We start from the raw sequence: 18,491 nt of genomic DNA, 5'->3' as shown, positions 1-18,491 counted from the left end.
CTAATCACTCTGGGACGCTGCCCGGATGATGCGCGGCTCCAGCTCACGCCAGATCGGCCGGCAGATAGGCGGCAGATCCTCGGTGTGGCCGACGTCGCGGCCGCCCTCGCCCGGCGTGTGGAAGTCGCTGCCGCTGCTGGCGAACAACCCGTGCCGATCCGCGTGCAGCGCGAACTTGTGCATATCGTCCAGGCTATGGCTGCCGCTGGCCACTTCTATGCCCTGTCCGCCTGCCGCCTTGAAGTCCAGGATCAGCCGTTCGATCAACGTGCGGCCCATGTCGTAGCGGCCGGGATGGGCGATGGCCGCCATCCCGCCGGCGCCGACAATCCATCCCACGGCATCTTCCAGGCTGGCCCACTCGTGGGCCACGTAGCCCGGCTTGCCCGGCGTCAGATACTTGCGAAACACGGTGCGCACGTCCTTGACCGCGCCGCAGTCCACCAGGTGGCGGGCGAAGTGGGTGCGGCTGATCATTTCCGGATTGTCGCACCAGCGCATGGCGCCCTCGAGACAACCGGCGATGCCGGCCGCGGCCAGCGAGTCCGCCATCTGCCGCGCCCGCTCCAGCCGCCCGTCGCGTATGCTTTGCAGCCCGGCGGCCAGCGCGCCGTTGTCGGGATCGACGCCCAATCCGACGATGTGCACCGTGTGGCGGCCCCAGCTCACCGAAATCTCGACGCCGTTCAAAAAGCCTATGCCATGCCTGGCCGCGGCCGCGGCGGCCTCGGCCAAGCCGCCAGTGCAATCGTGGTCGGTCAGCGCCAACAGCGCCGGCTGACGCAAGGCGGCGCGGTCTATCACCTCGGTCGGCGTCAGCGCGCCGTCCGAGGTGCGGGAATGGAAATGCAGGTCAATGCCGCCCATCGTATTCTCCTCCGGCCTGCGGTGCGGCCTGCCGCTGCTCCCAGGCCGCCAGCCGGGCGCGGTATTCGCGCAGCTCCCGCTGATGAAGGTCCAGAATGCACGGCTCGCAGCCGCTGCCGCAGCACATATCGTCGCTGACCTCGAACGGCGGCTCCGGCCTGATGTCAGCCGGGTCTGCCATGTCAGGCGGCCTCGACCACGATGCTGAAGCCATCGCCGCTGACTTGCTGACCGGCGCGGATCTTGCAGGTTTTGCGCAGCTCCACCTTCCCATCCACCCGCACATTGCCCTCGCCGATGAAATGCTTGGCGGCGCCGCCGGAATGGCAGACGTTGCAGGCCTTGAGCAGGTCGCACAGCGCGATGTATTCGCTGGCCAGCTTGAAGCTTTCTTTCATTTTTTCACACTCATTCTGGACAGGCTTGTGAGCGGCCTGTGGACAAGGCCGCCAAGCCCTTAATCTGTCTGATGTTTTTCTGGCCGCCCATTTTTTAGGCAGCGCCGCCGGGCTATCCACGCTCCCGGCGCACAAACTTGTGGAGGCGCTGTGGACAAGCGCGGCAAGCCGCTGTTTTTGCTGCCCGTTCCGCCTCTGTTCATTTTTTAAGCAGGCAGCAAAGCCAAGACCGCCTGCAGCGCGCGCGCCAGCCGCAGCTCGCGCGCGCCGCGCAATTCCACCGCTTGGATGCCCTGCCGCGCCAGTTCCTGCCGGTGCAGTTCCAGCAGCCAATCGCGCTGGGTGGGATGGCTGCGCAATGGGTCAGGCTGCCAGGGAATGTCCGGGCAGGCCAGTAGCGTCAAGTCGTAATCGTGCGGCCGGTACAAGGCCAACAGCTGCGCCGAAGCCGCGCCGTGGGCCACTTCCGCCCAGATCTTGCAGGTCAGCACCGTGGTGTCGCACAACAGGATGCGGCTGCCAGCCGCCGCCGCATCCTCCGCAGCCAGCTGGCCGGCGGCGATTGCCTCGATGTCGGCCGGTGTGGAGACGTAGGGCTTATCGGCGTAATAGGCCCGGGAATACTCCTCCACCCACGTCGCCGCCCACCCTTGCTCGCGCAAGCGGCGCGCCAGATCTTCCGCCAATGTGCTCTTGCCGCTGGATTCCGGCCCGACTATCGCCACCCGGATCGGCCTGTCGCCATATTGTTGCCGCATTGCCCTCGCATCCGCGCCAAGCCGCCGGCAGGACGCGCCGGCCATCGCCCGGCCAAGCCCACCATTATACCGCGACGGCAAAGGCTTTCCGCGTTTTTCACAATAGCCGGGGACAGCGCTGTGAGCCGGCTGTGGAAAAGACAGGCAAAGCCTTGATGGAATGAGACATTTGCCCACCCGTCTATTTTTTAATCAAGCGAGAACTTTCCCCCCAGTTCAAGTGAAGCGTTGTGTGGACCCGCTGTGGATAGCTTGAGCAAGCCGATGAAATCCAAAGAAAAAACCTGATCGCCTATTTTTTAGGCAAATCCATCCTCCCGCCCATCCAGAGAAATCCCCACCTACGGTACACAATCCTGTGCGCCGATTGTGGACAAACAACGCAAGTGGCTGATTTTGCTTTACCCATACCGATCTGACTATTTTTTAGGCAGATGGCCATGCAAACCGCCGCTTCCATCTTCGGCGCCGATGAGGCGCTTGCCCACATCTCCGGTGCAGAGAAATGTGGAAGCGCTGTGGACAAGCATGGCAAGTCCTTGAATGCCAAGCATGAAAAAAGGCTGCCTGTTTTTTAGGCAGCCTGGCTTCAACACCCGCCACGCCTTACAGGGTGATCTCGCCACGCAAGGAGCAAGCCAGCGCCTCGCGCAGCGCCGCGGCCGACGGCGCCGCCGACAACAGCACATGCAGCTTGGCCAGCGCCGCCTCCGGCGTCAGATCCCCTCCCGGCAGCGCGCCGGCTCGCGCCAGCGGCTGGCTGGCGGCATAAGCGCCCACCTCCACCGCGCCCTTCACCACCTGGGTCAAGGTCAACACCGGGCAACCGCGCGCCGTCATCGCCGCAATGCCGTCCAGCAGCGAGGGATCGGCGGGAGCGTTGCCGCTGCCATAGCTCAGCAGGATGGCGCCATCCAGCTCCCCGCTTTGCAAGGCGCGCCCGGCCCATGCGCTGCCATAGCCCGGCGTCAGCATCAGCGCGGCCAGCTTCAGTTCTTCATTGACCCGTTGCGGCCGCCATCCACCGTCCTGTTTGAGCCAGCGATCGCGCCGCCAATGGGCATGGATGGCGAACTCGGCCAGGGGCTCGGCATTGGGGCTGTTGAAACCGTCAAAATGTTCGGCGTCCAGCTTGCGGGCGCGGCAGCCGCGCAGCAGCAGGCGGTTGAAAGCGATGGCGACTTCATGCAGATCAGCCTGGCAGGCGGCCTCGAAGGCATCTGCCAGATTGGCCCAGCCGTCCGAGCGCGGATGAACCAGCGGCAACTGGGCGCCGGTCAGCACCACCGGCTTGGCCAAGCCCTGCAGGGCGAAGGCCAGCACGCTGGCGGTATAGGCCATGGTGTCGGTGCCGTGGATCACAACGAAGCCGTCGTATTGCGCATAGCGCGAGACCAAGGCGTCGATGATCTCGTTCCATTGACGCGGGGTGATGGCGGAGGAGTCGATCAGCTGCGCGAATTCAACGATGTCGAATTCCAGCCCGGGACGTTCGAAACGCTGCAGCAGCCGCGGCAGCAGGCCCGGCACGGGAGCCAGGCCTTCGGGGGTGTGGTCCATGCCTATGGTACCACCGGTGTAGAGCACCAGGATTCGGCTCATTGCATACTCCATCTGGCTTAATCTTGCCTGATGGTAGCGCAAGCCCTATCCGGCGTCACACCGGCGGCAGGCGGGGCTCAGCGCAATGCGTCGTTGATTGCCTGATCAATGGCGCGCTGTGCCTCATCGATATGATGGACGATGTCGCGCTGCAGCGAGCGCAGATACGGATCGTCCTCGCGATGGGTCGCATCCTGGCGGGCCTTGGCCAGCAGCTCCTTGGCCTGATGGAAACGGTCTTCCGGACGCCAGCGGGCATCCGGCGGCATGCGGTCGTAGATGTCCTTGCCATCGTCGATGGCCGCGTCGCGCATCTTGCGCATCGCCTTGTTTATCTCATCCACGGCATGGCGTTCGTCATCCATGACTTGCGGATAGTCCGGCCTGGCCAGCAGATCGCGCGCCTGACGCAAATCGCTCATCGCGTGCAGATAATACGGGTGTTCCTCCGGATGCCATTGGTGCTGCTGCCAGCTCCACGGATCTCCCTCGCGCCAGCCATCGGCCCAGGCAGGCGCGCTCAACATGGCGTTGCCGGCGGCGGCAAAAACCAGGACCGTCAGAATTCCACGCAGCTTCATGGTTGTCTCCTCGAATTGTTCTTAACTTTCGCCGCCTTAGCGCAGGGCGTCGTTGATAGCCTGCTGCACGGCACGGTGCGCGCCGTCTATGTGGCGCAGGATGCGATGCTGCAGATCGCGCACCCACGGATCGTCTTCCTGATGGCTGGCGTCGCGGCGGGCGGCATCCAGCAGCGCCAGCGCCTTGTGGAAGCGGTCGGTTGGACTCATGCGCGCGTCCGGCTGCTCATAGCGCCAGGGGTCTTTGCCATCTTCTATGGCGGCGCGTTGCATCTCGTTCAGCGCGGCATCGATCTCGCCTACCGCGCGGCGCTCGTCATCGGCGATCTGCGGATAATCCGGCCGCGCCAGATAAGCGCGCGCCTGGCGCAAGTCGCTCATCGCATGCAGATAATACGGGTGATCCGCCGGTCGCCACTCGCGCGGCAGGTCCAGGCGCGCCGACGCCGGCTGATACACCACCTGGGCGCGCGGCGGCGTCACCACGCAAGCGCTGAGGCTGGCGGCTGCCAGCATCAGGGCTATCCATTTACCGCCGTGTTTCCTCCATTCCACCTTGCATCTCCTTGGAATCTGTCTTCTCGATGTTTCCGGAGTCCGAACCAAACTCCTGCCGATCACAGCTTGACATCGGTCACCTGCGCTTTCAGCACGCTTTAGGTTTCCGCATGTAAGCGTTTGTAGCCGCCTCGCGCCGAGGACATATTTGTTTTAAATAGAAATTTCTAAACAAGGTTCTTATGTGAAATTTTATTAAGAACCCCGATTAATTTGCATAAACAGACCGTCCGAAAAAAGTAACAGACAGATTGGATAACTGTCATTTTCTGGTGGATATGAATTCAAAATTTGATTTTTGTTAAATGAATAAAATTCAGACAATGATAAAAATTTATTCAAATTAAATTAATTTTCATATGTCATAATTATATGAATTCAGTCAAAACCCAGCCTATGGGCAAACGGCTAAAGCATGGCGGGAAAGGATGGGCGGGCCTCCCGGCGCATGCAGATACAAGCACACCCGCCAAATCTTCCATTCAGCAAGGTGTTTCATGGCTCTAAACCGCAATCATGACATCCAGGCCCTGCAAGGCCAGACACTCACCATACACATCAACGAAGAAGCGGTTGCCGCCGCACCTGGAGAAACCGTGCTCAGCGTGCTGAACGCGATCGGTCTGCGCCGGCTCAGCCGCAATGACAATCAACAAATCGCCGGCTCCTATTGCGGCATGGGCGTCTGCCATTGCTGCCAGGTCCGCATAGACGGCCACCACAAGCGGCGGGCCTGCCAGACCTTGGTGCAGCCCGGAATGCGGGTAGAAACCGCCAGCAACCGCTTCGATACGGAGGGTCTGAAATGAGCGCCAAACCCGTCATCGTCGGCGGCGGGCCGGCCGGCATGTCCGCCGCCATGACGCTGGCCCGCCACGGCGTGCCCTGCATGCTGCTGGACGAAGCTTCGCGCCTGGGCGGCGTGGTCTACCGCGGCCCGCTGCGGGAAGGCGTGGTGCTGGATTATCTGGGCGAGCGCTATCGCGAAAACATGCAGGCGCTGCACCGCGAATTCGAGCAATTCCGTCCGCAGATCGACATCCGCCTGAACACGCGCATCGTCGGCGGCGATGCCAGCCAACTCTTCGCGCTCACGGAAGAAAACCTGGTTCAACCCATCCCTTATTCGCAACTGCTGCTGGCCGCCGGCTGCCACGAACGCAGCGTGCCCTTCCCCGGCTGGACCCTGCCCGGCGTGATCATGCTGGGCGGCCTGCAATTGCAGATCAAGAGCGGCGTCGTCAAGCCGCTGGGACGCACCGTTCTGGCGGGCACCGGCCCGCTGCTGCCGCTGGTGGCGTGCCAATTGCACCGCGCCGGCGCGGAAGTGGCCGGCGTTTACGAGGCCAGCGCCTTTGGCCGGCTGGCTAAAGAAGCGCTGGCCCTGCTCAACCAGCCGCAGCTGTTCCTGGATGGCTTGAGCATGGTGGCCTATCTGAAGCGTCACGGCATTCCGCTGCATTACGGCTGGGGCGTGGTGGAAGCGCATGGCGATGCCGAGCTGAACGAAGTGACGGTCGCGCCGTATGACGCCGACTGGCACGCCGACCTGACGCGCGCGCGCCGCTTCCCCGCGCAAACGCTGGCGGTAGGCTACGGCTTCATTCCCCGCACTCAGCTGACCCAGCAGATGGACCTGGCTCACCATTACGCCGACGACGGCTACCTGAAGCCCGTCAACGACGACTGGCAGCGCAGCAGTCGCGACAACATCCATCTGGCCGGCGACATCGGCGGCCTGCGGGGCGGCGAAGCGGCCATGCTTTCCGGCCGCATCGCCGCGCTATCCATGCTGCGCCAACTCGGCAAACTGGACGAGCGGCAGGCGCTGAGCCAGCGCCAAACCTGCCTGAGCGAGCTGGCGTCCCTCCTGCGCTTCCGCAAGGGCATAGACAGCTTCACCCGACGCGGCCTCGGCCAATTGGCGCTGCCCACCCCCGACACCGTGATCTGCCGCTGCGAGCATGCCACGCGCCAGGACATCGACACCGCGCTGGAACAGGGCGTCAATGACCTGATCAGCCTGAAGATGCGCACCCGGGTCAGCATGGGCGACTGCCAGGGCAAGATGTGCGTCGGCTATTGCAGCGACCGCCTGCGCGAGCACACCGGCAAGCGCGACGTGGGCTGGATACGCCCGCGCTTTCCGCTGGACCCGCTGCCGTTCTCGGCCTTCTCCGCCATCGACGCCCAACAGACTGAAGAGATTTGACATGAGCAAGCAATACGACATCGTGATCGCCGGCGGCGGCGTGATCGGCGCCTCCTGCGCCTACCAGCTGTCCAAGAACCGCGACCTGAAGATCGCGCTGATCGACAGCAAGCGCCCCGGCAACGCTTCCCGCGCCTCCGCAGGCGGCCTGTGGGCGATAGGCGAATCGGTAGGCCTGGGCTGCGGCGTGATCTTCTTCCGCATGACCTCGGCCAAACACAAGCGGGAAGCCACGGGCGCGGCGATGGCGGTGGATGCCACCACGCCGCACATCCTGCCGCAGAGCTTCTTCGACTTCGCGCTGGCCTCCAATGCGCTGTACCCGGCCCTGCACCAGGAGCTGATGGAAAACCACGGCATGGACTTCAAGTTTGAGGAAACCGGGCTCAAGTACATCATTTACGACGAGGAAGACCAGCTCTACGCCGAGCACATCGCCGCCCAGATTCCCCATCTGTCCAGCCAAATGCGCTGGCTGGACCGCGCCCAGCTGCGCGAGCATGAGCCATACGTCAGCGAAGAGGCACAGGGCGCGCTGGAATTCCTGTGCGACCACCAGATCAATCCTTTCCGCCTGACCGACGCCTACACCGAAGCGGCGCGGCAGAACGGCGCGGACGTGTTTTTCAATGTCAACGTCACCGACGTCGTCCGCCAGGGCAGCCGCGTCACCGGCGTGCGCACCGCCGAAGCGGGAGACTTTTCCTGCCACACGCTGATCAATGCCGGCGGCTCTTGGGCCGCCGAACTGTCGCGCTGGGCCACCGGCCGCACCATCCCGGTCAAGCCGGTCAAGGGCCAGATCGTGCTGTCCGAGAAGATGCCCAAGCTGCTGCGCGGCTGCATCACCACCAGCGATTGCTACATCGCGCAGAAAGACAACGGCGAAATCCTGATCGGCAGCACCACGGAGGACAAGGGTTTCGACACCGGCATCACCTACCCGGAAATCAATGGGCTGGTGCGAGGCGCCGTGCGCTGCCTGCCGGAACTCGCCAACATCAACATCAAGCGCTGCTGGGCCGGCTTGCGCCCTGGCACGCCGGACGAGTTGCCCATTCTGGGGCCGGAAGACGGCATAGAAGGCTATCTGAACGCCTGCGGCCATTTCCGCACCGGCATGCTTACCTCGGCGATCACCGGCGTGCTGCTGAACGGCCTGGTGCGCGGAGAGCCGCTGCCGCTGGACATCACGCCGTTTCTGGCCAGCCGCTTCCCCAACCGCAGCGCAAAAGCCATGGACTTCGCACTGCACGCTTGACCAAGCGTCTATTCCTGCGCCGCCATGGCCTTTGGGCCTGGCGGTTTTTCCTGCAAGCCGCGCGCCATCCAGCACTGAAATCAGTTTGTCATATTAATGACGTCGTTTTGTCATCATTCCCTCATACCATCGCATCAGTTTTTTGATAAATAGGCCACTGGCCGTGAAAGGGGACCCATGATGAAGAACAAGCTCGCTTACCTCGCCGTTGCCGGCGCGCTGGCCACGGTTGCCAACGCCGCCCTGGCCGCCAACCTCGATGCCCTGGTCAAGGCCGCCAAGAAAGAAGGCGAACTGACCGTGATCGGCCTGCCCCACGACTGGTGCGGCTACGGCAACGTCATCGCCGGCTTCAAGGCCAAGTACGGCATCAAGGTCAACGAATTGAATCCGGACGCCGGCTCCGCCGACGAGCTGGAGGCCATCAAGGCCAACAAGAACAACAAGGGCCCGCAGACGCCGGACGTGATCGACGTCGGCCTGTCCTTCGGCCCGCAAGCCAAGGCCCAGGGCCTGCTGCAGCCGTACAAGGTGTCCACCTGGAAAACCATTCCGGACAACGTCAAGGACAAGGAAGGCTACTGGTACGGCGACTACTACGGCGTGCTGACCTTCCAGGTCAACAAAGACCTGATCAGCAAGGCGCCGGCCGACTGGGCCGACCTGTTGAAGCCGGAATACAAGAACGCCGTGGCCCTGGCCGGCGACCCGCGCGCCGCCAACCAGGCCATCCAGGGCGTGTTCGCCGCCGGCCTGTCCCAGGCCAAGGGCGATGTGGGCAAGTCTGCCGACGCCGGCCTGAAGTTCTTCTCGCAACTGAACAAGAACGGCAACTTCGTGCCGGTGATCGGCAAGGCCGCTTCGCTGGCCCAGGGCACCACCCCCATCATCGTGCGCTGGGACTACAACGCGCTGGCCGACCGCGACACGCTGAAGGGCAACCCCAAGGTTGACGTGATCGTGCCGAAGACCGGCGTAGTGGCCGGCGTTTACGCACAGGGCATCAGCGCCTACGCGCCGCACCCGAACGCCGCCAAGCTGTGGATGGAATACCTGTTCTCCGACGAAGGCCAAGTGGCCTGGCTGAAGGGCTATTGCCATCCGATCCGCTTCAACGATCTGACCGCCAAGAACAAGATTCCGGCCGAATTGCTCAACAAGCTGCCGGATGCAGCCGCCTACAAGAAGGCCGTGTTCCCGACCGTGGAACAACAGGAAAACTACAAGGCCGGCATCACCAAGCAGTGGGACAGCGTGGTGGGCAGCAGCGTCAAGTAAGCCGCTCCCTCGCCAGCCACCAGGGCCGCCCAAGGCGGCCCTTTTACCTCGCTCGAGAAATACAACGATGTCCGCATCCACCGAATCCATACCGACGCCCGTCGCCGGCGCAGCCGCCGGCGGCACCCGCGCCGCGCTGCTGTCCTGGCTGGGCGTCGCGCCGTTTTTGCTGTTCGCGCTGCTGTTTCTGATCCTGCCCACCGCCATGCTGATGGTGGGCGCTTTTCAGGATGCGCAAGGCAACTTCACGCTGAACAATATCGCCCGCCTGTTCGACGACAACATCCTCAGCGCGTATCGCATCAGCCTGCAGATCAGCGCCGCCTCCGCCGTGCTAGGCACACTGCTGGGCCTGCTGCTGGCGCTGGCCGCCATCCGCGGCGGCCTGCCCGCCTGGATCCGCCCGACGCTGACCACGTTTTCCGGGGTGGCGTCCAACTTCGCCGGCATCCCGCTGGCCTTCGCCTTCCTGTCCACGCTGGGCCGCATGGGCCTGGTCACCATGCTGCTGCGCAAGTATCTGGACTTCGACCTGTACGCCAGCGGCTTCTCCATCCTCAGCTTCGCCGGCCTGACCCTGACCTATCTGTACTTCCAGGTGCCGCTGATGGTATTGATCATCGCCCCGGCCGTGGAAGGATTGAAGGACGAATGGCGCGAAGCCTGCGAGAGCCTGGGCGGATCGGCCTTCGCTTACTGGCGGCACATCGCGCTGCCGGTGCTGTGGCCCAGCCTGGTCGGCGCCGCGCTGCTGTTGTTCGCCAACGCCTTCGGCGCCGTGGCCACCGCCTACGCGCTGACCGGCAGCTCGCTGAATATCGTCACCATCCTGTTGTACGCGCAGATTCACGGCGACGTACTGCATGACCAGAACCTCGGTTACGCGCTGGCGCTGGGCATGGTTCTGATCACCGGCAGCGCCAACGCCGGCTATATCTGGCTGCGCAAGCGCAGCCACCGGGAGGCCGCATGAAAACCAAAGCCACATCGCGCCTGGGCGCTTGGATCGCCATTCTTTTGGGCAGCGGCTACTTCCTGCTGCCCTTGATCGCCACATTTGAGTTCAGCCTGAAGATGCGCCGCGAAGGCTACAGCCTAGAGGCTTACAAGGTGGTGCTGGCCGACCCCGGCTTCCAGGCCAGCTTCGCCTACTCCGCCGTACTGGCGCTGCTGACCATCCTGGTGGGGATTCTGCTGGTGGTGCCCACTGCGTTCTGGATACAGCTGAAGCTGCCGCGGCTGCGTCCGCTGATCGAATTCATCACATTGCTGCCGCTGGTGATCCCCGCCATCGTGCTGGTGTTCGGCTACCTGCGGCTGTACGGCAGCGGCGGCTGGCTGCCGTTCACCGGCAACGAGCGCGGCACCGATCTGCTGCTGGTATGCGGCTACGTAACCCTGGCCCTGCCCTATCTGTACCGCTCGGTCGATACCGGCCTGTCCGCCATCGATGTGCGCTCCTTGACCGAGGCCGCGCAAAGCCTGGGCAGCGGCTGGTTCGACATCCTCAGGCTGGTGATCTTCCCCAACCTGAAAACCGCCATCCTGTCCGGCGCCTTCCTGACCTTCGCCATCGTCATCGGCGAGTTCACCCTGGCCAGCTTGCTGGCGCGCCCGGCCTTCGGCCCCTATCTGCAGCTGATCGGCGCCAACCGCGCCTACGAACCGGCTGCGCTGGCCATCATCGCCTTCCTGGTCACCTGGGCGGCGATGGGCCTGATGCAGGTGTTCAGCCGCAACCGCGCCGCGCTCGGCGCCGACAAACACTGATATACGGAAGCAATCATGGCATTTCTGCACATTGATCATCTGAACAAGCGTTTCGGCCAGCAGGCCGTGGTGCACGATTTCAACATGCAGGTGGAAACCGGCGAATTCGTCACCTTCCTCGGCCCGTCCGGCTGCGGCAAGACCACCGTGCTGCGCATGATCGCCGGCTTCGAAACGCCCAGCGGCGGCGTCATCCGCCTCTGCGGCGACGACATCACCTACCTGTCGCCGCAGAAGCGCGGCATCGGCATGGTGTTCCAGAGCTATGCGCTGTTCCCGAATATGAACGTGGCGGACAACATCGCGTTTGGCCTGAAAATGCAAAAGCGCTCGGCCGACGAGATCCGCCGCAAGGTGGGAGAAGTCATCGCGCTGGTGGAGCTGAACGGCCGCGAGCAGCACTTCCCGCACCAGTTGTCCGGCGGCCAGCGCCAGCGCGTGGCCCTGGCGCGCGCGCTGGTGGTGGAGCCGCGCCTCTTGCTGCTGGATGAGCCGCTGTCCGCCCTGGATGCCCGCATCCGCAAGAACCTGCGCGAGCAGATCCGCGACATCCAGCGCCGCCTGGGCCTGACCACGATTTTCGTGACCCATGACCAAGAGGAAGCGCTGACGCTGTCCGACCGCATCTTCGTGATGAATCAGGGCAAGGTCGAGCAGGAAGGCGCGGCGGAAACGATCTACACCCAGCCGGCCACCGAATTCGTCGCCCGCTTCATGGGCAACTACAACCTGCTGACGGCGCAGCAGAGCCACGCGCTGTTGGGAATGGAGATCAGCGGCCATTTGGCCATCCGTCCGGAATCGGTCCAGCTGCTGAGCCACGATGACCCGACCGAAGGCGCGCTGCCGGCGGTGATCCGCCAGCATCAGCTGCTGGGCAACGTCATCCGTTATCAGGTGGAAGCCCACGGCGCCATGCTGCAAGTGGACCGGCTGAACCGCAACGCGGCCGACCTGCTGGCCGGCGGCACCCAGGTGCGGCTGAAGATCGCGCGCGACGACCTGCGCGAAGTGCGCTGAACGCCAGCCCGAGCCGCTCTACCGCTTGACCGTTACGGCCCCGCCTCTCCGGGGCCGTTTTGCTGCGCCGGCTCCGCCCCCTGCTGGAAATACTGCATCTGGCGCCGCAAGCTATCCGCCCGCATCGCCACCTCCTGCGCCGCCGCGGACAGTTCCTCGCTGGCTGCGGCGTTGTCCTGCGACAGCTGGTTCAGCCGCTGCATGGCCTGATTGATGCCGCCCACCCGTTGCGCCTGCTGCGTGGCCTCGCAGGAAATGCCCTTCACCAGCTCCAGCGTCTTGAGGCTGGACTCCACGATATCGCTCAACTGCTGGCCGGCGCTCTCGGCCAGCTGCACGCTGCTGATCGCCACCTGGCCGATCTCCTGCGCCGCCGCCTGGCTGCGCTTGGCCAGCTTGCGCACCTCGTCGGCCACCACGGCGAAACCCTTGCCGTGCTCGCCGGCCCGCGCCGCCTCTATCGCCGCATTCAAGGCCAATAGATTGGTCTGATAGGCGATGTCGTCGATGATGTCGGTGCGCTTGGCAATCTTGTGCATCGCCGCGATCGTCTGCTGCACCACCCGGTTGCCCTCCGCCGCCTGGACGCTGGCGGTATCGGCCATGCCGCCGGCGTGATTGGCGTCGCTCGCCATGCGGAACATGCAGCCGGCGATGTCGTCCACCGAGGTGCTGGTGCCCTCCACATCGGCCGATGCGCGCGCCGCGCCCTGCGACAGCCCCTGCGACGCCGAATTCAGTTCGTCCGAAGCATTGGCCACCGCATCGGCATCTTCCTTGACCTGCATGATCACCCCCGACAGCCGCTGTCCCATCTGGCGGATGTGGGCGGCCAGGCTATGGGTATCGCCTTCGCGCAAAGGCAGGAAGAAATCCAGCCGTCCGGCCGACAACTCGCGCATGCCCTGCGCCACCTCGTCCGGCTCCGCGCCCAGGGTGCGGATGATGTTGCGGCCCACCACCACCGCCAGCCCTACCGGCATCAACAGCAACAACAAACCCAAGAGCACCAGATAGCTGCTCAGCCGCGCCGAACTGGCCTGTTGCTCCAGCAACCTGCTGATCTGGGCCAGAATGGCCTTCTCCACCCCCATCAAGGCGTCCACCCGCCGGCTGGACACCTGGAACCACTCGTCCGGACGCAGGCTCTGCATGGCGCCGGCCCCGCGCGCCAGCACGGCATCGCGCGCCGACTCGAACTGCCGCGAGCCGTCCATGGCCGCCTGCAGCACGGCCTCGTCGCCGCCATATTGGCGGTATTGCGCCCGGCACAGCTCCTCCTGCGACACCACCCCGCTGACCTGGCGGAAATTGGTGATGCTGAAACTGCCCACCGTCAGCACCCCGGTGATCAGCCCGCGCGCGCGGCCGGTGTATTCTTTCTGGCAATTCACCGCCGACCATTGCAGCACCAAGGCCTGCACTTGCTGCGTGTTGGCGTGGAACAGCGCGACGATGCGGGACAGCTGTTCGATCATGTCGGAATAGCGCAGAAAAGCCGGATCGGGAGAGATATGGCGGGCATCGATGTCGCGCCGCAATTGCGCCAAGGCGTCCTGGCGCGGCACGGCGTTGTCGAGATAAGCGCGCAGTTCATTGGACATGTCGGCGCGCGGCTGCCGTTGCAGACGCTGCAGCACATCGTCCGCCGCCGCCCTGGCTTGGCTCAGTGGCGCGGGCAGCGGCTGATGCAGGTTCAGATAGCCATAGCTCAGCCCGCGCTCCGCCTGCAGGTCATGGATCAGGTCGCCTGCCAGCGCGATGTTTTCCGCCAGCGACTGATCCCGGTTCAACTCCTGCAACAGCAGGCGTTGATGCCAGGCATAGCCAAGCGCCGCGATGAACAGCGCCAGCACCAGCGGCGCAATCAACAGCACCAGTTTGTGGGCGACCTTGAGCCGCGCTCGCATAGCCATCCCTCCCACGCCAGAATGATTCACTATAGAAGTACCCAGGCATTGGCGTAAGCGAAAGCACTTAAAGCCTGTCCGAGTTGTTTTCCCGCGACCGATCAGGCTGGGGGATATCGGGAAAAACGCCCGCCCATCCGCGACAACGCCGCGTCAGTCCAGGGCAATCAGGCGGCCCGCGCAAAACAGTGAAACCTCGGCTTGATGGCGTATGCGCCTGGCAAAGCCGGGCGTTCCGACACAGCGCCCAACAGGAGACAGGATGGCCTCAAGCTGGTAACATCGCCCGCTGTAGTCATTGGGGAGTAGCCATTCCCAGCGTCCCCGCTGGGAAGACCACGTCAACAAACTTGAGGCAGCTGTCTCATGGCGTGGTCAGCCGCTGCAACAGCAGCGTGAGCCCGGCGAGACCTTTGGCCGCAATGCGCTTTGCCAGCCGGGCAAGCCGCATTGCCGCGCCATTGGAATCTTGCTTGCCCGGCCGGACCGTTCCATGTTTCTCACTCTTGTCCTGTTTTTCCTGTCCGCCGTAGCGATCTATCTCGCCTGCGAATATTTCGTCAATGGCATTGAATGGGTTGGCCGCGGCATGAAGCTCGGCGCCACCGCTGTCGGCTCGGTGCTGGCGGCCTTCGGCACCGCGCTGCCGGAAAGCGCCGTCACCTTCATGGCCGTGGTGTTTGGAGACACGCCCGCGCAGAAGGATCTTGGCGTAGGCGCCGCAATGGGCGGGCCGCTGGTTCTGGCCACCCTGGCCTATGCCGTGGTCGGCTTTGCCCTGCTGCTCAACCGCAAACGCCTGGTTCGGGACTCGCACCAGGTGCGGGTGGACCATGCCCGGCTTAGCCGCGACCAGGCCGCCTTCCTGGCCGTGTTTGTGGTCAAGGTGGCGCTCGGCCTGGTCGCCTTCGCCATCAAGCCCTGGCTGGGCGTGCTGTTTCTGGCCGCTTACGCCCTCTATGTCTGGCGCGAAATCCGCGATGCCGATACCGCGGAGGACGAGGAAACGCTGGAGCCGCTGAAAATCCGCCCGCGCAGCAGCCAGCCCTCGCTGGCCTGGGCCGGGCTGCAAACCCTGCTGGCCTTGGCGGTCATCGGCTTCGCGTCGCATCTGTTCGTCGCCCAGCTCGAAGCCATCGGCACGCTCATGGGATGGTCGCCCCATCTGGTGGCGCTGCTGCTCAGCCCTGTCGCGACGGAGCTGCCGGAAACCATGAATGCCCTGATCTGGGTGCGCCAGGGCAAGGAACGCCTGGCGCTGGCCAACATCTCCGGCGCGATGATGATACAGGCCACCATCCCCAGCGCGCTGGGCATGTTCTTCACGCCCTGGCTCTTCGATGGCCCGTTGCTGGCCTCCGGCGTGATTACCTCGCTGGCTATCGCTTTCCTATGGCTGCTGTTCCGGCGCGGCGCGGTGGATAGCCGCGCGCTGATGGCCGTCAGCGGCTTGTACGGCGTATTCGTGGCCTTCGTCGCCTGCAGCTAGCGCCAGGCAGCAGGCAGAGAACGCGCGGTGCGACGTCTCTGCCATGCAAGCATCAAACCAATGCGCCGAATCGGCTACAACGCATGCGGATCGATGTCCGCCACGCTGTCGAACACATAGTCCGGCTGATACGGAAACTGCTCCATCGATTCGCGGGTGGAGACGCCGGACAACACCAGCGCGGTGCACATGCCGGCCTCCAGGCCACCGACGATGTCGGTATCCATGCGGTCGCCTATCATCACCGCCTCTTCCGGATGGACGCCGAGCTTGCGGGTGGCCAGCAGCATCATCAGGGAGTTGGGCTTGCCGACGATATAAGGCTTCTTGCCGGTGGCGGCCTCGATGGCGGCCAGCAAGGTGCCGGCGGCCGGCTCGTAGCCGCCCTCGATCGGATCGATCATGTCCGGGTTGGTGCCGATGAACTTGGCGCCTTGGTCGATGAAGCGCACGGCTTTTTTGATCTGCTCGAAGCTGAAGGTTTGCGACTTGGCCACCACCACGTAGTCCGGGTGCGATTCCGAAATCGAGAAACCCACATTGTACAGCTCGTTGATCAGGCCGGCGCCGCCCACCACGTAGGCAGTGGGCATGGCTTTGCGGGTCTGGCTCTTCAGAAACATCGCCGTCGCCATCGCGCTGGTGATGAAGTTGTCCTCGGTCAGCCCGACGATGCCCAAGCCTTCCAGCTTCAGCCGCAGATCCAGCGGCGTCTGCTCCGCGTTGTTGGTCAAAAACAGAAAGGGGGTTTGGGTGTCGATCAGGCGCTGGATGAACTCGCGCGCGCCGGGGATCAACTGCTTGCCCCGATAGATCACGCCATCCATGTCGGAAATGATGCTCTTGCTCATAGGTGGTTCCAGAACGCAGTGCCGATTGCGCGGGCACGATCGCGGGCCGCGGCTGGGTTGCGCGACCGGCACAGCATAGCACGGCTGTGGGACGGCTTTATTGCGCTGGCAAGCCCTTGCCATCCGCAGCCATGACTCACGCCTGCCTGCGGCCGCAATATGCGGCATGCCCACGGCAGATTGGCGCGCTTCTTGTTTATGATAATGATATTTATTATAAGAAAAACGAAAAAATATGGAACAAAAGCGACAATCCTGGCTCAGACCTGTCTGGCTGACGCCCAAGCGGGCCGGCCAGGCGGATGCCGCGCCCGTCTCCCAAAGACTGGCCGGCGCCCAACTCATCGAAAAGATGCAGTATCTCGTTCGGCGAGGCTCCTATGCAAACACAGGTCACTGATCTGACGACGTCGAGAGACGCCCAAGGTTAGGACAGGCTTTATCGGATTAAGGTTTAGCCCAAAGTGACTTCCCTGGCAGGATACGTTGCATAGTGCCAAAACCTAGACGCGGAGATCGCTTCCTGCACTCGCCTCCTGGTTGTCGCCCCCATTGAGAACTGTTTGCGGTTTAAACAGCTAAACGGGGAATTCCTACATGACTTACGTCGCAAGCCACATCCACGCCGCCGCACCACGAGCGGATATTGATTTGAAAGAAACCGTCGCATCGTATATGAGCGCCTCGCTGATCACGCTCAGACCAGGCATGTCGGTCGGCCGCGCCCGCGGCCATATCCTGAGCCAGTTGCACGAGAACGATGTTCCGGCGCAGGTCTTTGTCACCGATGACAGCGGCTTTCTGCATGGCCGGCTGTCGCTGAAGGCGCTGCTGACCGAGCAGGACGAACAGCGCCTTGTTTCCACCATGATGCTGGCGCCTGACTACTCGGTCGAACCCGGCCAGTTGCGCCGGGATATCGCGCCGGAACTGACCGAAAGAACCCTGGACATCGTGCCGGTGGTTCGCGGCGGCAAGCTGGTGGGTGCGTTGTATGAGCGCGAAATCGCCGCCTTGATCCGCGATGAAGGCACCGACGACGCCCAGCGCCAAGGCGCCAGCCTGCCGCTGGACACGCCGTATCTGAGCACCAGCCCATGGGGCCTGTGGAAGAAGCGCCTGCCTTGGCTGCTGCTGCTGTTCGCCGCCGAAGCCTACACCAGCACCATCCTGCAGGTATTCGAGGAACAACTGGAGGCGGTGATCGCGCTGGCCTTCTTCATTCCGCTGCTGATCGGCACCGGCGGCAACAGCGGCACGCAGATCACCTCCACCCTGGTGCGCGCCATGGCGGTGGGCGAAGTGGGACTGCGCAATCTGGGCACCGTGCTGCGCAAGGAAGTCACCACCTCGTTCATGATCGCGCTGGCGATAGGCATGGTGGGCTTGCTCCGCGCCTGGATGCTGGGCGTCGGCCATGAAGTGGCGATAGTGGTGTGTTTGACGTTGTTCGCCATCACGGTATGGAGCGCCATCGTGTCGTCCATCATTCCGATGCTGCTGAAGAAGATTCGCATCGACCCGGCCGTGGTGTCCGCGCCCTTCATCGCCACCTTCATCGACGGCACAGGCCTGGTGATCTATTTCAACATCGCCAAGCTGGTCATCACCGACCTGGCCTGAGCGCGTTAAGGGTCATTGACGTTTGCTGAGCGGTCGCGACCAGCGCCCGACCCTATGGGTTGGGCGGAACCCAAACGCGATCCACACAGCAAACGTCAACCGACCTTAGTCCTCCACCGGCTTGAATTTCGGCCGGCAATGCCGGCTACCCCAGCAAACTCCTCATCGCGCACGCGAACGCCCTCCGATGGCTTTCGCTCAGGCCCAAGTCCAACCAAATCGAGAAACGCCAAGATTTGCAGCCTCCGGTCCAACGGCAAGCGGCTGCAGTGAGCGCCTTCAGCAGACAAAGGGAAGCGCTTACCGCTGATCG

The 18,491-nt window shown here is 63.5% G+C and carries 19 protein-coding genes and 2 riboswitches; of the genes, 10 read left to right on the top strand and 9 right to left on the bottom strand.

The window, feature by feature from the left end:
* The 4 genes from QUG01_RS02800 to QUG01_RS02785 form a co-directional block, all read right to left on the bottom strand.
* Positions 1-867 carry a 3',5'-nucleoside bisphosphate phosphatase gene (locus QUG01_RS02800; protein WP_500828786.1) on the bottom strand — a complete coding sequence of 289 codons (867 nt, stop codon included), beginning with the start codon at positions 865-867 and terminating at the stop codon, positions 1-3.
* Positions 854-1,048, bottom strand: coding sequence for an oxidoreductase-like domain-containing protein (locus tag QUG01_RS02795; RefSeq protein ID WP_500828785.1), 195 nt, complete (start codon positions 1,046-1,048; stop codon positions 854-856). Before QUG01_RS02795 ends, QUG01_RS02800 begins: the two co-directional genes overlap by 14 nt.
* Position 1,049: 1 nt before the next feature.
* Positions 1,050-1,265 carry an RNA-binding S4 domain-containing protein gene (locus tag QUG01_RS02790; RefSeq protein WP_500828784.1) on the bottom strand — a complete coding sequence of 72 codons (216 nt, stop codon included), beginning with the start codon at positions 1,263-1,265 and terminating at the stop codon, positions 1,050-1,052.
* Positions 1,266-1,471: 206 nt separating this feature from the next.
* Positions 1,472-2,023, bottom strand: coding sequence for an AAA family ATPase (locus QUG01_RS02785; RefSeq protein WP_500828783.1), 552 nt, complete (start codon positions 2,021-2,023; stop codon positions 1,472-1,474).
* A gap of 440 nt (positions 2,024-2,463) precedes the next feature.
* Here QUG01_RS02785 and QUG01_RS02780 point away from each other — a divergent pair, with 440 nt between their 5' ends.
* Positions 2,464-2,601 carry a hypothetical protein gene (locus QUG01_RS02780; RefSeq protein ID WP_500828782.1) on the top strand — a complete coding sequence of 46 codons (138 nt, stop codon included), beginning with the start codon at positions 2,464-2,466 and terminating at the stop codon, positions 2,599-2,601.
* Positions 2,602-2,629: 28 nt separating this feature from the next.
* Here QUG01_RS02780 and QUG01_RS02775 read toward each other — a convergent pair whose 3' ends face one another.
* The 3 genes from QUG01_RS02775 to QUG01_RS02765 form a co-directional block, all read right to left on the bottom strand.
* Positions 2,630-3,625: an asparaginase gene (locus QUG01_RS02775; protein ID WP_500828781.1), complete on the bottom strand. Its 996-nt coding sequence runs from the start codon at positions 3,623-3,625 to the stop codon at positions 2,630-2,632.
* Positions 3,626-3,702: 77 nt separating this feature from the next.
* Positions 3,703-4,206: a hypothetical protein gene (locus tag QUG01_RS02770; RefSeq protein ID WP_500828780.1), complete on the bottom strand. Its 504-nt coding sequence runs from the start codon at positions 4,204-4,206 to the stop codon at positions 3,703-3,705.
* 36 nt (positions 4,207-4,242) lie between these two features.
* On the bottom strand, positions 4,243-4,722 hold the full coding sequence (locus tag QUG01_RS02765; RefSeq protein WP_500828779.1) for a hypothetical protein: 480 nt from the start codon (positions 4,720-4,722) through the stop codon (positions 4,243-4,245).
* A gap of 539 nt (positions 4,723-5,261) precedes the next feature.
* On the opposite strand from QUG01_RS02765, the gene QUG01_RS02760 reads away from it, so the two are divergent.
* The 7 genes from QUG01_RS02760 (at position 5,262) to QUG01_RS02730 (ending at position 12,305) form a co-directional block, all read left to right on the top strand.
* Entirely contained in the window at positions 5,262-5,573 is a 312-nt protein-coding gene (locus tag QUG01_RS02760) for a (2Fe-2S)-binding protein (protein ID WP_500828778.1), read from the top strand.
* On the top strand, positions 5,570-6,976 hold the full coding sequence (locus QUG01_RS02755) for an FAD/NAD(P)-dependent oxidoreductase (protein ID WP_500828777.1): 1,407 nt from the start codon (positions 5,570-5,572) through the stop codon (positions 6,974-6,976). Before QUG01_RS02760 ends, QUG01_RS02755 begins: the two co-directional genes overlap by 4 nt.
* A gap of 1 nt (position 6,977) precedes the next feature.
* Entirely contained in the window at positions 6,978-8,237 is a 1,260-nt protein-coding gene (gene hcnC / locus QUG01_RS02750) for a cyanide-forming glycine dehydrogenase subunit HcnC (protein WP_500828776.1), read from the top strand.
* Positions 8,238-8,414: 177 nt separating this feature from the next.
* Positions 8,415-9,515, top strand: coding sequence for an ABC transporter substrate-binding protein (locus tag QUG01_RS02745; RefSeq protein WP_500828775.1), 1,101 nt, complete (start codon positions 8,415-8,417; stop codon positions 9,513-9,515).
* Between the two features lie 67 nt (positions 9,516-9,582).
* Positions 9,583-10,488, top strand: a complete 906-nt coding sequence (locus tag QUG01_RS02740; protein WP_103318481.1) for an ABC transporter permease — start codon at positions 9,583-9,585, stop codon at positions 10,486-10,488.
* Complete coding sequence (locus QUG01_RS02735) at positions 10,485-11,285, top strand: ABC transporter permease (protein WP_500828774.1); 801 nt, start codon at positions 10,485-10,487, stop codon at positions 11,283-11,285. Before QUG01_RS02740 ends, QUG01_RS02735 begins: the two co-directional genes overlap by 4 nt.
* Before the next feature lie 15 nt (positions 11,286-11,300).
* Positions 11,301-12,305 carry an ABC transporter ATP-binding protein gene (locus QUG01_RS02730; protein ID WP_500828773.1) on the top strand — a complete coding sequence of 335 codons (1,005 nt, stop codon included), beginning with the start codon at positions 11,301-11,303 and terminating at the stop codon, positions 12,303-12,305.
* Between the two features lie 32 nt (positions 12,306-12,337).
* Here QUG01_RS02730 and QUG01_RS02725 read toward each other — a convergent pair whose 3' ends face one another.
* Entirely contained in the window at positions 12,338-14,215 is a 1,878-nt protein-coding gene (locus QUG01_RS02725; RefSeq protein WP_500828772.1) for a methyl-accepting chemotaxis protein, read from the bottom strand.
* Positions 14,216-14,500: 285 nt separating this feature from the next.
* Positions 14,501-14,646, top strand: a riboswitch (yybP-ykoY riboswitch).
* A 62-nt stretch (positions 14,647-14,708) separates the two neighbouring features.
* Here QUG01_RS02725 and QUG01_RS02720 point away from each other — a divergent pair.
* A complete protein-coding gene (locus QUG01_RS02720; RefSeq protein WP_500828771.1) occupies positions 14,709-15,704 on the top strand; it encodes a sodium:calcium antiporter in 996 nt (331 codons plus the stop codon).
* Positions 15,705-15,778: 74 nt separating this feature from the next.
* Here the strand turns inward: QUG01_RS02720 and QUG01_RS02715 are convergent, their stop codons facing one another.
* A complete protein-coding gene (locus tag QUG01_RS02715) occupies positions 15,779-16,555 on the bottom strand; it encodes an HAD-IIA family hydrolase (RefSeq protein ID WP_500828770.1) in 777 nt (258 codons plus the stop codon).
* A gap of 354 nt (positions 16,556-16,909) precedes the next feature.
* A riboswitch (M-box (ykoK) riboswitch) is annotated at positions 16,910-17,077 on the top strand.
* Between the two features lie 75 nt (positions 17,078-17,152).
* On the opposite strand from QUG01_RS02715, the gene QUG01_RS02710 reads away from it, so the two are divergent.
* Positions 17,153-18,178 (top strand): magnesium transporter, encoded by a 1,026-nt coding sequence (locus QUG01_RS02710; protein WP_500828769.1) that lies wholly within the window; start codon positions 17,153-17,155, stop codon positions 18,176-18,178.
* Positions 18,179-18,491: the final 313 nt, after the last annotated feature.

The sequence above is a fragment of the Chromobacterium sp. CCUG 76385 genome (genome assembly GCF_059916625.1).
Note: the sequence above shows the minus strand (reverse complement) of the source record. Positions and strands in the feature narration are given on the sequence as shown.

What these genes read in the sequence shown, in the direction of transcription:
- QUG01_RS02760 (WP_500828778.1), top strand. Translation starts at nt 5,262, where the DNA reads ATGGCTCTAAACCGCAATCATGACATCCAGGCCCTGCAAGGCCAGACA.
- QUG01_RS02710 (WP_500828769.1), top strand. Translation starts at nt 17,153, where the DNA reads ATGACTTACGTCGCAAGCCACATCCACGCCGCCGCACCACGAGCGGAT.
- QUG01_RS02765 (WP_500828779.1), bottom strand. Translation starts at nt 4,722, where the DNA reads ATGCTGGCAGCCGCCAGCCTCAGCGCTTGCGTGGTGACGCCGCCGCGC.
- QUG01_RS02755 (WP_500828777.1), top strand. Translation starts at nt 5,570, where the DNA reads ATGAGCGCCAAACCCGTCATCGTCGGCGGCGGGCCGGCCGGCATGTCC.
- QUG01_RS02790 (WP_500828784.1), bottom strand. Translation starts at nt 1,265, where the DNA reads ATGAAAGAAAGCTTCAAGCTGGCCAGCGAATACATCGCGCTGTGCGAC.
- QUG01_RS02715 (WP_500828770.1), bottom strand. Translation starts at nt 16,555, where the DNA reads ATGAGCAAGAGCATCATTTCCGACATGGATGGCGTGATCTATCGGGGC.
- QUG01_RS02730 (WP_500828773.1), top strand. Translation starts at nt 11,301, where the DNA reads ATGGCATTTCTGCACATTGATCATCTGAACAAGCGTTTCGGCCAGCAG.
- QUG01_RS02785 (WP_500828783.1), bottom strand. Translation starts at nt 2,023, where the DNA reads ATGCGGCAACAATATGGCGACAGGCCGATCCGGGTGGCGATAGTCGGG.
- QUG01_RS02720 (WP_500828771.1), top strand. Translation starts at nt 14,709, where the DNA reads ATGTTTCTCACTCTTGTCCTGTTTTTCCTGTCCGCCGTAGCGATCTAT.
- QUG01_RS02780 (WP_500828782.1), top strand. Translation starts at nt 2,464, where the DNA reads ATGCAAACCGCCGCTTCCATCTTCGGCGCCGATGAGGCGCTTGCCCAC.
- hcnC (WP_500828776.1), top strand. Translation starts at nt 6,978, where the DNA reads ATGAGCAAGCAATACGACATCGTGATCGCCGGCGGCGGCGTGATCGGC.
- QUG01_RS02770 (WP_500828780.1), bottom strand. Translation starts at nt 4,206, where the DNA reads ATGAAGCTGCGTGGAATTCTGACGGTCCTGGTTTTTGCCGCCGCCGGC.
- QUG01_RS02800 (WP_500828786.1), bottom strand. Translation starts at nt 867, where the DNA reads ATGGGCGGCATTGACCTGCATTTCCATTCCCGCACCTCGGACGGCGCG.
- QUG01_RS02775 (WP_500828781.1), bottom strand. Translation starts at nt 3,625, where the DNA reads ATGAGCCGAATCCTGGTGCTCTACACCGGTGGTACCATAGGCATGGAC.
- QUG01_RS02725 (WP_500828772.1), bottom strand. Translation starts at nt 14,215, where the DNA reads ATGCGAGCGCGGCTCAAGGTCGCCCACAAACTGGTGCTGTTGATTGCG.
- QUG01_RS02745 (WP_500828775.1), top strand. Translation starts at nt 8,415, where the DNA reads ATGATGAAGAACAAGCTCGCTTACCTCGCCGTTGCCGGCGCGCTGGCC.
- QUG01_RS02740 (WP_103318481.1), top strand. Translation starts at nt 9,583, where the DNA reads ATGTCCGCATCCACCGAATCCATACCGACGCCCGTCGCCGGCGCAGCC.
- QUG01_RS02795 (WP_500828785.1), bottom strand. Translation starts at nt 1,048, where the DNA reads ATGGCAGACCCGGCTGACATCAGGCCGGAGCCGCCGTTCGAGGTCAGC.
- QUG01_RS02735 (WP_500828774.1), top strand. Translation starts at nt 10,485, where the DNA reads ATGAAAACCAAAGCCACATCGCGCCTGGGCGCTTGGATCGCCATTCTT.